At 35.2% G+C, this 10,595-nt stretch carries 11 protein-coding genes; 1 reads left to right on the top strand and 10 read right to left on the bottom strand.

Annotated elements, in window-relative coordinates; all coding sequences use genetic code 11:
* The first annotated feature begins 130 nt into the window (after nucleotides 1–130).
* On the top strand, nucleotides 131–430 hold the full coding sequence (locus KN811_RS21555) for a winged helix-turn-helix transcriptional regulator (RefSeq protein ID WP_187967584.1): 300 nt from the start codon (nucleotides 131–133) through the stop codon (nucleotides 428–430).
* Between the two features lie 368 nt (nucleotides 431–798).
* Here the strand turns inward: KN811_RS21555 and gwsS are convergent, their stop codons facing one another.
* The 10 genes from gwsS to tssD all read right to left on the bottom strand — a co-directional run bounded on the left by gwsS (nucleotide 799) and on the right by tssD (nucleotide 10,468).
* The gene (gene gwsS / locus KN811_RS21550; protein WP_187967583.1) at nucleotides 799–1,860 is read right to left on the bottom strand and encodes a grasp-with-spasm system SPASM domain peptide maturase; all 1,062 of its coding nucleotides are present in this window, start codon (nucleotides 1,858–1,860) and stop codon (nucleotides 799–801) included.
* Nucleotides 1,857–2,036 carry a hypothetical protein gene (locus tag KN811_RS21545; RefSeq protein WP_187967582.1) on the bottom strand — a complete coding sequence of 60 codons (180 nt, stop codon included), beginning with the start codon at nucleotides 2,034–2,036 and terminating at the stop codon, nucleotides 1,857–1,859. Before KN811_RS21545 ends, gwsS begins: the two co-directional genes overlap by 4 nt.
* A complete protein-coding gene (gwsG, locus tag KN811_RS21540; RefSeq protein ID WP_187967581.1) occupies nucleotides 2,020–2,982 on the bottom strand; it encodes a grasp-with-spasm system ATP-grasp peptide maturase in 963 nt (320 codons plus the stop codon). The genes KN811_RS21545 and gwsG overlap by 17 nt, the downstream gene beginning before the upstream one ends.
* Nucleotides 2,979–4,595: a hypothetical protein gene (locus tag KN811_RS21535; protein WP_187967580.1), complete on the bottom strand. Its 1,617-nt coding sequence runs from the start codon at nucleotides 4,593–4,595 to the stop codon at nucleotides 2,979–2,981. The genes gwsG and KN811_RS21535 overlap by 4 nt, the downstream gene beginning before the upstream one ends.
* A gap of 57 nt (nucleotides 4,596–4,652) precedes the next feature.
* Entirely contained in the window at nucleotides 4,653–4,814 is a 162-nt protein-coding gene (locus KN811_RS21530; protein ID WP_187967579.1) for a hypothetical protein, read from the bottom strand.
* A gap of 411 nt (nucleotides 4,815–5,225) precedes the next feature.
* The gene (locus KN811_RS21525) at nucleotides 5,226–5,567 is read right to left on the bottom strand and encodes a DUF4280 domain-containing protein (RefSeq protein ID WP_187967578.1); all 342 of its coding nucleotides are present in this window, start codon (nucleotides 5,565–5,567) and stop codon (nucleotides 5,226–5,228) included.
* Between the two features lie 12 nt (nucleotides 5,568–5,579).
* Nucleotides 5,580–6,338 carry a hypothetical protein gene (locus KN811_RS21520; protein ID WP_187967577.1) on the bottom strand — a complete coding sequence of 253 codons (759 nt, stop codon included), beginning with the start codon at nucleotides 6,336–6,338 and terminating at the stop codon, nucleotides 5,580–5,582.
* Between the two features lie 14 nt (nucleotides 6,339–6,352).
* Nucleotides 6,353–6,943, bottom strand: a complete 591-nt coding sequence (locus tag KN811_RS21515; RefSeq protein ID WP_187967576.1) for a toxin-antitoxin system YwqK family antitoxin — start codon at nucleotides 6,941–6,943, stop codon at nucleotides 6,353–6,355.
* Nucleotides 6,940–10,101, bottom strand: coding sequence for a phage baseplate assembly protein V (locus tag KN811_RS21510; protein WP_187967575.1), 3,162 nt, complete (start codon nucleotides 10,099–10,101; stop codon nucleotides 6,940–6,942). The genes KN811_RS21515 and KN811_RS21510 overlap by 4 nt, the downstream gene beginning before the upstream one ends.
* Before the next feature lie 25 nt (nucleotides 10,102–10,126).
* The gene (tssD, locus tag KN811_RS21505) at nucleotides 10,127–10,468 is read right to left on the bottom strand and encodes a type VI secretion system tube protein TssD (RefSeq protein ID WP_187967585.1); all 342 of its coding nucleotides are present in this window, start codon (nucleotides 10,466–10,468) and stop codon (nucleotides 10,127–10,129) included.
* Between the last annotated feature and the right edge of the window lie 127 nt (nucleotides 10,469–10,595).

Raw genomic sequence — 10,595 nt, 5'->3', positions numbered from 1 at the left:
GTTCGTTTTCCTTTAAGATCTTGATGATCTGACTTTCGGTAAATCTACTTTTTTTCATCGGACAGTTTAATGGTTTAAAGTTAAGAATTTCGAATTTTAAACTGTCTTATTTTTAGGGAAGGCTACAGCTTTGCGAGATACGCTTGATTTATTGGGAGGCAAATGGAAAATTTGTATTCTGCGAAACCTCTCTTTTGGCACGATGCGGTTTAAGGATTTGCAGGAAACGGTCGTGGGGATTTCCCCGAAAGTCCTGTCGAAAGCACTATATGACCTGGAGCAAAACCTATTGATTACAAGAACGGTTAACAATACAAAGCCTGTTACGGTTTCTTATGCGATTACCCGACACGCTAAAGAAACAATACCTGTAATTAACGTACTACTTGATTTTGGTTTGAAACACCGGAAGAAAATTAAGGACAAATAATCTTTACCTTTTCGGTTTGCATTTCCCCCTATTGCTTATGCATAATGCTATGCACTGGCATTTTTTGGTGAAATCCCATCAAATTAAATAAACCCCTAAAAACATGAAAACCACGAAATTCATAGGAATTACGTGGTTTTATGTAGAATTTGAATTCTAAAAAGTGAGCTTGGCAGAACGATTTTCGAACCGGTTTATGGAGGATTTGAAGAAGCTGGGTGGGGAAAAAATAGCATAATTTTCTTTTGATCTTGTAGATTAAATATCCTATTAATGCTAACTCTCGGAGATTTATAATTCTGCAAATTCTTTGGGCAGGATTTTCCAAAATTAAATGAGATAATAATGTTGAAAGTGAAAAATTCAACTCATGTTATATTGAATAGCTCCCGCATTTCATAAAACTCTATGGCTTTTTGTTTTATGGGGCTGGTACTCCATTCTGCCCATTCGTTTGTATAAGGGTTATATCCACATTTTAAGGGCTTGGAAAGATCAATGTCACCTTCAAAATATGTACGTTCAGTATAAGCTCGACAGTCAGTACAAATATGGCGAAACTCACAATCCTTACATACTTGGATCATGTCTTTGGTAACATTCCAGTATTTTTTAAATTCTGAATGATTAAAGGCTTCTTCTAAGGTGGTATCTTTAATATTACCAAAACTCTGTGGCATTGCAGGACAATTTTTGATATTGCCGTTTCTATCAATTGCAATCTTTTTATGCAGACAAGAATTGTGATTTAGAGATTCCAAAAAAGTGTCCGTGTTCGCTACAAAATAGTTATTTATTTCGCCGCAAAATTTAAACGAATCTATTGATTTGGTTGAATAAATTACAGCCGGGGTATTATCAACTATTTTGTCATATTTAGCATTAAAGAAAATTATTTTGGTTACCCTGGGAAACTGTTTAGCTACTCTTTTAATATTAATTTTTTTTGTTGTAGGATATAATAATTGTACAGATAATAAACGACTATCGTCAAATACGGTAAAGAAATCATTTAAGAATTCTATATTTTCCTCATAGAACAATAAAAAGCAATCCTGAACCCCCAATTCATCAAAACTATTTTTTAATTCATGAATTTTACCCGATAGACTATTGGAAATCTCAATAACAGCATTTGTTATATGAAAAGGCTTATAAAAGTCTGTACTAATAGCCGGGAAATTATTGACTTCATGTTCAGAACACTCAAATATGAATTCGTTTTCAATTAAGAATGCTTTATATTCCTCTATTATTTTTTGGTCTTCATAGATACATTTGAGCTTTTCAAAATCCAGAATCTTATGTGAACATAAAATTTGATAAAGAGAATTAGGAATATTTTTGTAATCATTCCTTTGTAGATCAACTATAATACTTTTATTGAAACCTTTAACAGGCACACAATTAGAAAACAATTTGTATGTCATACAGATAGTTTAACAATTGGTTTATAATGAGGAATAACGGCCATTTCTGTGTTGCCTACTTTTTTAGAACCTTTACAAACATTTATTTCAATGGTAGAGGTTAGATCACTGGACTTTTTTCCTTTCGTTAAAAGTAATGATAAAGGAGGGATAATCTTCTTATAAATTTTCTTCATAATCAACCAGTTTTTCAAATATTTTTTGTTCTAACTTATAATTACAGGGTTTAGAAGTCATGCCAAATTGTCCTACTGGATTTACTTCTAAAAAATAATATTTTCCATTGGTACTTCTAATTATGTCCAAGGACCCCGTTTTTAAATTCAATTCATCCATAAGTTTTTTAATCTTCTCTTCGATTTCTTGAGGAAGTTTATAAGGAATTGTTCTATTTGGTTTTATACGATTATAATTTCTGAAATCAACTTTTGTTTGTTTATCATTTTGAGAAAAAATAGCCATACTATAACACTCCCCATCTAAATAGAAGGTTCTAATTTCATACCTCTTTTCAATTTTCTGCTGAATAAGTGCGGGTAAAAATTTTTGTCTAACTTTCTTAACTACTGAAGTATAAGTTGTGTAAACTTTAGTGTCATGAATAAAACTTATAGAACCACTAAGTAATTTCGTTATAAAATTACCATCAGCATAATCACGAACGTTATTTGTAATAAAAGTTTCAGGAATCTCGAAGCCAATCTTTTTGGCTATAATAAGTATATCTAATTTGTCCTTATTGAGATAGGGGTAATCAAACCATAGTGAATTTAGGGATAATGAATTAATCAATATTTTTAAGAAAAGTTCCCACTCCTTAAAGACGAGCTGAGTAAATAACCTCGAATTATGAAAATCTATCTTGTTATCTAAAAACCTGTCAATATTCTTTCTTCTCCTAATTCTCCTATACCAAATAACTTTTTTTTCATCTAATCTAAGCTCAGTATTGTTTATACCAACCTTTGCTTTTTGGTTGCTTAGATTTAAATGAAAATCAAAATATTCACTGTCCTTTAGATTATCGCAATTTATCCTTAAAAACTTTCTTTTATTGTAAAGAAAGTGGTCAACTACTTCATCCGTGCTTCTTTCATATCCAATACTTAATAACAATATCATAATCTGTCATTATTTTTTCCTTTATATATTACCTCGTAGTTTATGTTTTCAGGCAAATAGATAGTATCACCTTGAAGTGTTTCTTTTTTTGACCTAAATATTGGATAGTATATTTCCTTTCCTTTGATAACGGGTATAATTTCTATACAATTAAAATCCTTTTCTAAATTGATAGAAATTTTCCTATTCATAAACTCTGAAGGTCGGTAATACCATTCGTAATATCTTTTGTAATATGGGCTTATCATATGGGCATCAAATTGCCCGTCATTATCAACATATATTACAGGCTCACGGTTAGAAATGTCAATCGAATCTAAATTGGTCCGGATATATTTTGTTTGTCCTATCGAATATATTTTTTTCTCTGGGAATCGTTCTTGTAAATCAACACGCATAAATTTCCAATCGTGTCTCGCTTTTTTTTCAATATGTGCATGTCCTCCAAAAACTAATACTTTCGCATTGGGATCTTTCTTAAAAATTCTGGTTATATTTAATGCTTGAATACTATCTCTACAATTACTGCTATTTAAACCGTGCAAACTTTCGCACTGGTCAGCTTCTTCATAGGCTACCAGCTTATATCCAAGATTAGCGGCATAATTAATCATAAGAGAACATGTCGGTTCTGCAACATAATATCCCGAAATACTGTCAATAGGAAAAATCAAAGAATCATTTGGTTGGGGAGGCGGTAATGTTTCCAATGCCAAATATTCAAAACCTCTACTTTTGAGAATCTGTAATGTATACATAAAGTTGAATCTCGTGTGTGGGTAACTATGAAATTCATTAAACATCATTATATCACAAGAGTCTGCAACTTCACCTATAAAAGATTTTAAATTTTGTAATTTTTGCTTCTGAATACTAATTCTCCTCCTTGAGGTAATTAAGTCCTTAACATTATCAAAAGTACCATTATTAGTATTCAAATCAACTAAGAAAGAACCATATGGGGAGTTTGTAGTATATCCTTCATTGTCTAATGTATTAATTAAATCTATTTGAGCGTCATAATCCTTCGGAAAAAAGCGTTCAAGAAATTCTAAAATCTTACTAGGATATTTTTTGTGCTGATTTATAAATCCTTTAAACCCCACAAATAACTTGTTTTTATCCAAAATATTTGGAAAACCATCCCGATTTGTATTTAAAACAAGCCTTATGTATTTTCCATTAGATAAGTCAATAAAATATTCAATTATTTTATTTTTTTTGAAGCTATAAGAAACTTTGTAATTATTATCAGAAAGGTTTCCCTTGATTTCCATGGGGAACGACTTGAAATTATGTTTTTTGTAAAACGATTTTTTTTTAAAAGAATTATCGGTTAAAAAAACATCAATATCAAGATATACTTTTTGGGAAGTATTATAAATCTCAGAGAACAAATATTCACCTGTTTTCTTTTCGAAATATTTATGATTAGTCTGCTCAAATCGAATTAAAGAACTATCCGAACTTTTATAGATAAAATCATTGCTTTTATTCAGAGCAACAATAGGCGGTCTACCTGTATAGCTATATCTAATCTCCAGGTCACTTAATTGTTGAGGAAAAGAAAAATTGACAAAAATCGAAAAGATAAAAAAGAAATAATTTTTCATTAAGAATAATTACTATAAAAGGAAGAGGTTGTTGGGGGAATACAACCTCTTAGTAATTTAATCATCACAGTCACTACAATCGTCGTCTGTTTTATTTTCAGCTTTAGTCCAAGTGACGGTAACATCAGAGGCAGGAGCTTCATAACCTCCCATAACTTTGTCCAATTCTTCTTTTTGAAGTTTTTTGAACCTCTCAGATTTCAAACTTTCTAATTTCATAATCTTAAAGTTTTTAATTATACATCAATTTAAACAAAACATTTGGCCTTACGACTACCCTGCATGCCTGAGTTTTAATAAGACTGAAAATGTTTTATCTTGGACTAAAAATAAGAATTTTTTTAAATAAAAATTCGATTTGTGTGTTAAAATTAATCCCTAAGAAACAATGAAATGTAGACAATACACATAGTATTCAGGAAGTATTTCTCTATTTTTTTTGGAGGAGGTTGTGATTCGAGGATTCTTCTATGGATATCCGTGAGTCACCCATGGAGTTGATGTTTTACATTTTGTGACAAGCCATGAATAATTTTTAGCTAAACTGGAAATCGTAAATGGGGAAACCCCTCCGTAGAGGGGTTCCTTTGGTCAAACATAGGTTTAGGGGGCCTTGATTGGCCAAAAATATTATCCTTCTATTTCGCTCTGTCCTTCGTGACCTACCTTTTGTATTTTAATAGTGCCTCCAACAGAACATTTGCACTGTGAATTTTCTAATAATGCCTTACATCCGTTGATTTCGTCTTTGGATGCCGCATTATCCCACTTTATGGGTTTAGGGGAACAGGTGGAGCGGGTTACAGCACATGCACCGAAAGGCAGGATGTTTTCATTGGCAGCCTTATCGCCTTCCGTGGCCACCAACTTATCCTCAAAATAGGTAAAGTCCTGGCTGCTGACCTTTAACTGGCTTACCGCAGCCCCTTTATCGCATTGTAATATAGCTCCTTCTACGACTTTTTGTGGCATGGTAACTTTTTTCTATTGATCTATGTATTCATTTCCATTTAAGTCTATCCAACCTTTCCTTCCGTCTGGTAATTCAAAACGACTGAAATGATGGTCAAAAGAACTCAGACTTTTATATTTTGGTTTTTCATCTCCAAGATACCAGGTGTAAAGACCATTTTTTTTAAGTTTAAGTGGTGTTAGATAATCTTTAAATACAATGCTATCATAAACCATAGGGAGTAATGCTTTTAAACTAATCTTATCGTCTTGGCCATGATCTATTCCTGCTAAACCATATTTTTCGCCTTTAACTATAAGTATCCAATATTTCGGCACATGATACAATTCACCAAGTCCATCACCGATCTCATACTGTGACAAATCTTCTCCATTCAAAAATTTAATCTGTTCGGCATCTATATTGTCCAGTGTAGTATTTAGTATTTTTCTATTGGGTCCAAAATCAACATGATCAGATTCGTATATAATTTGATTATTTTCTTTGTCGATACAATATCTAAACACAGGAAGAGTTCCACACCATAACACAGGGTCTTTAGGGCTGGGTTCCTTAACTTCATTCCCTTTCAAGTCAACACATAAAACGTTGTTTCCCTGAAGAACTTGTAACCAACGCTGGTCATTTGGATGCCATTGATATGCCGCCCTAATATTTTTTAGAGGTACTTCCTTTATTTTAGAAGGATACTTCCTGAAATTCGATTGTCCCTGCAAGAACAAAACGCACATCAACAACAAAACGGTTAATTGTGTTTTTAAAACAAACATTTGTATTCTTAGACTTAATTATCTTCATGTGGATACCAGCCAGTATCTAATACCTTGCCTGTTTTACCGTCCAGGGTTACAGTTTCTCTTCTACCAAATTCTTTTCGCCACTCAATATACCATTTTGGATGATCCGGGTCATTATCCCTTCTAATTCGGGTGTTTTTATCTTGTAAACCTATATTATTCTTTGAAATATAAGACATTACATCATCCCAATCAAAAATATATGGTTTGTCATAGTTTACTTCTTTAATTAGTTTTCCTTCTTCATCGTAATATTTCCACACACCCTTTTGCCAATCACCATTATTAATATACATTTCACCTTGAAATTTTAATATCCCATTTGGGTGAAACCTTTTATATGTTTCAAAAGTGGCGGGAGAAGGAGGTGTTTCTCTTTGAGAATATTCGTCTCCAACTTTGCTTTGGACAACCTTTACACCATTTGGTAATTGAAAGTAATAGTTACCAAAACTTTTATCTTCGTTTTTATGATAATTTTCTATATCAAATTTCTCAACAGTCATAGTAGTATCTTTTTGTTGTGCCTTGCAAGCAGTGAAAGCAACCATGCATACTAATAAAATTAAATGTTTCATCGGCTCAATCGTATTTCGGAAGTTTCTTTGTCTAAGTTATTTCCTTTCGGTTTATTTAGGGGCAAAGATTGTACCGGTTTTGTCGCAATATCATTTAAAGCCTCCTCAGGAGTTGATAATTTTTCCAATTTTTTAGTGTTAGACCGTAATATGCCCCACTGCCATTTCCATGTACTTATACGGTCAACTCCCACCTGATGGGAATAATCCATAATATTTTCGGTTTGTCTGTATTTATAGGCATGTGGAGCCCCTGTACTGTTAAAACTATGATACAATCCCATTGCATGCAACAATTCATGGGTGGTAGTAGACGTATTATGGGTTGCAAATAGAACTACGTTATTTGAGCCAATAGCTTGTGCAGCCCCATTAAGTCCCTGGTAATTACCTTTTTTATCAATATATCCTCCATTATCCCCAAAAAAGAACACTTTATAATAATCTTTATAAATAGAATTTTGATCATTAAATTCAGTTTCCAGATAAGAATGTATTACGGACTTCCTCGATGAATGATATAAGTTAACCGCATTATGACTACTTAACACATAATCTTTGTTAAAAGATTTATCCGCTGTAAGGTCTAATTTTACAACTGGGATTTGCGCTTCCGTTTCGACAAGAGCTTGTTTTAAATACTTTTCTAAAAAGGTTTGCTCGGTATTGGAATTTGATTGCGAAGCTAATCCGTCCCTGTCATTTATTCCATCAATCATAGTTCTTACATTTACAAATACTACTTTAGTTTTGTAAGTGGTCTTATTAGCTAAAACTTGCAGTTTTCCGGCAGTCTTTTTATCTTCTGTGCCATCTTCATTTTTGGTAATAGCTTCTACCTCTACGATCTGGTCTTTATCAAATGCTTTTTTACATTTTATAGTTATTGTTTTAGTTCCCTTTGTAATTGTCGATGGACTAATATCAAAATGTTCATTTTCTTTAAACAGCATACTATCCGGTTCTTCCTGAACATCAATAACTAAGTTAAGGGTTACACTTTGGTCTTTATACAAACTAAGCCAGGGCACATAATATTTTTCCGTATTACCGTCCTTATCTTTTTTCCACGGAATAAGGCTCGGGGTATAATGGGAATTGGCAAGACCGTCAAATCCTTCTTCTTTGAACGTTGCTTTTCCTCCCGTAATTTCTCCATCCCCTGCTTTCCTGTCTTTTTTAGTCTTTTGATCCTTTATATAATACTTACCTACATTTTTCTTATAATCTACATCCCCAGGAGTTTTAGTGTCTTTATTTCGTATCCAGTCAAACCCATATTCTCCCTGGTAACCACTTTTCGGCCTAAAATGTACAATCACCTTAGCATCTATCTCAGGATTGGATTTTTCATATTCCTCCGCCTGGTTATACATCTTATTACCCTTTTCCCCACGCACAAACAGGTCTCCTTTACTGTTCAGGGTAGCCTGCCCGTCACTATGTGCCATTAATTTCTCAGTACCCGCCAGATTGACTTCGTTAGACTCCATACTAAGTCTGCTCCGGGTATGGAACAAAAGTTCATCGCCAAAGAGGGTGGCCTTTTTGTTTACCCGTTGCTTATGATAATCGCTTGTGGTTCTAATTTCATCGCCTGCTTGTATATTTACTTTTTTTCCGGCCTTTAATTGTATATTTTCTGCTTGCAGGCTTATATTTTTAGAGGCCATTACAGTAGCATTACCCTGACCGTCGGTTTCTATGATGGTTCCCGCTTTGTCCTCAGTTCTTATACTGCCTTTAGCATCATCGATGATAATTTTACTTTCTCTGAAATGCAATACTTTCAGATCGTTATTGGCTGTACCGTAGTTGTTTTTTTGTGATCCATTATATACTGCTCCTCGTACAATAGGTTGATCTACGTTACCGCCTTCAAAATCCACAGACACTTCATCGCCTACCTCCGGAAGTATATATATACCTCTGCCATTACCACCGTAAGGAGTGATCACGGGTATCCAGTCACTTTCATATCCCCAATAGAATTGTACTTTGACCCGTTTCATGCTTTTCGGATCATTATTAGCTACTACTAAGGCTCGCTGGCTTTCGGCCTTTTGAATAATAAAAGGGTCTGTATGGACAGGGACGGGTATATCCGCAGGTAGGGCGGTAAAGGCACAAGTATAATGCCCTTTGAGTTCCGAGCGGTGTTTTACTTCTATAACGGTAAATTCGCCTATGGCTTTGCCTTTTTGTATGGTGATCCTCCCGCCAATGGGTAAGGGCGTATCACTATGTCCGGCATAGGTCGCCATTTTGGCCTCGTTAGCCTGGTGGAACAGTTGTTGCATTTCCCGAAGCTCCATACTGTTCCTGGCCTGGGGTACATATTGATGATCCCGATTTTGTCTACCGTAAGTTTGTGCCGCACTATCTAAGGCTCTACGAGATAAAAAATTATCGCTGTTTTGTTGTGGTCGCTGCCATTGTTCTGAAAAGGTTGCGGCCTGCTGGTAATCATACCCGGTTAAATTGACCTTGCCGGGAGCTATACTGGCCCCCGGAACAAAAACCCGGAGGTTAGCCCCGTTAACCAGGGTAATATCGGTAGTATGGGTTTTTCCGAATTGTAAGCCTGTGCCGTCGTAATAAAACCATTCACCGTAGCGTCTGGCCATACGTTGCATAAAGGCAAAATCGGTTTCATTATACTGCGTGGTATAAGGGATGGCCCCGGAATGTTTTGGACTAAGATCTATTTTTAAATCACTGGGAGCCTGTGAGGCCACGGTGTGGAGCATATGCTGCAAACCTTCCCGGATATAGGTGCGGCTTTGGGGAATATCATCCAATACAATAGAACGGCTGCGGCCGATAACGGTATAGCCGGGGATCGCTCCATCCTCATCCTGAAGGTAAAGCCCTTCGATAATCCCGATGAAACGGTGAGTTTCCTGCCCTACGGTATTTCTAAAGCCAATAAGGATTTCTTTACCCCTGTAATCGGCAATGGTTTCCATTTGCTGTTCGTGCCCGGCCAGAAAATTACCATCTGCCTGCCAGGTAAAACGAAACTCCTGATGGGAAGCCATGCCTTCCTTTAATTCCAGGTCGTAATAAACCACAGAAGCGTCAAAGCCTTCTATTTGTATAGTGACCTTCTTTTGAAGAAAATCATTGATTACGCCATTTAAACCAGATACCTGCATACCTTTATTCTTTTAAAACTACAACTTAAATGCTGCCGAGATTTCCCCAATCTCTCTTAACATTAACCGTACCGAGGGAAGTTTCCTTCGGCGTAATATACAGGGTAGTTATCATGGGATGTTCACCTTTGCTGTTAAAGGTTTCTTTGTACTCAGTACAGTATGCCTTTTTAAAAGTGAGTTCCTTTAAACGGCTCAAAGCGTCCCGCTTGTGGAAAGTGATCTTGCCGTCTTTGGTCTGTGCATTGCTGGTGGCCCAATAAAAGAAGTCAGTGTCTTTATCCGACTCTATGACCACCCGAAGTTCCTTTATGCGTGCTACCGCTACGGGTTTACCTGACTTATCGCAGTCCTGAACTGTATGGATGGATCAATCTCAAAAGTTGGGGAAGAATTGAAGTAAAAGTCGATCTTTGCAAAAAAAGATATTGCTTTGGATAATTACCTGGACTTTATAAAACTTGTATTGCCCCCATTCATCGTAGATCATTTTG

The organism is Sinomicrobium weinanense, assembly GCF_018863395.1.
In the GTDB taxonomy this organism is placed as follows: Bacteria; Bacteroidota; Bacteroidia; order Flavobacteriales; family Flavobacteriaceae; genus Sinomicrobium; species Sinomicrobium weinanense.
The sequence above is the reverse complement of the archived record's forward strand: the minus strand, read 5'-3'. Positions and strand labels throughout refer to the sequence as shown.

Excerpts from the sequence above, each read along its gene's own strand:
- KN811_RS21525 (WP_187967578.1), bottom strand. The coding sequence starts at position 5,567 with ATGCCACAAAAAGTCGTAGAAGGAGCTATATTACAATGCGATAAAGGG.
- KN811_RS21515 (WP_187967576.1), bottom strand. The coding sequence starts at position 6,943 with ATGAAACATTTAATTTTATTAGTATGCATGGTTGCTTTCACTGCTTGC.
- KN811_RS21545 (WP_187967582.1), bottom strand. The coding sequence starts at position 2,036 with ATGAAGAAAATTTATAAGAAGATTATCCCTCCTTTATCATTACTTTTA.
- KN811_RS21535 (WP_187967580.1), bottom strand. The coding sequence starts at position 4,595 with ATGAAAAATTATTTCTTTTTTATCTTTTCGATTTTTGTCAATTTTTCT.
- KN811_RS21520 (WP_187967577.1), bottom strand. The coding sequence starts at position 6,338 with ATGTTTGTTTTAAAAACACAATTAACCGTTTTGTTGTTGATGTGCGTT.
- gwsS (WP_187967583.1), bottom strand. The coding sequence starts at position 1,860 with ATGACATACAAATTGTTTTCTAATTGTGTGCCTGTTAAAGGTTTCAAT.
- gwsG (WP_187967581.1), bottom strand. The coding sequence starts at position 2,982 with ATGATATTGTTATTAAGTATTGGATATGAAAGAAGCACGGATGAAGTA.
- KN811_RS21530 (WP_187967579.1), bottom strand. The coding sequence starts at position 4,814 with ATGAAATTAGAAAGTTTGAAATCTGAGAGGTTCAAAAAACTTCAAAAA.
- KN811_RS21510 (WP_187967575.1), bottom strand. The coding sequence starts at position 10,101 with ATGCAGGTATCTGGTTTAAATGGCGTAATCAATGATTTTCTTCAAAAG.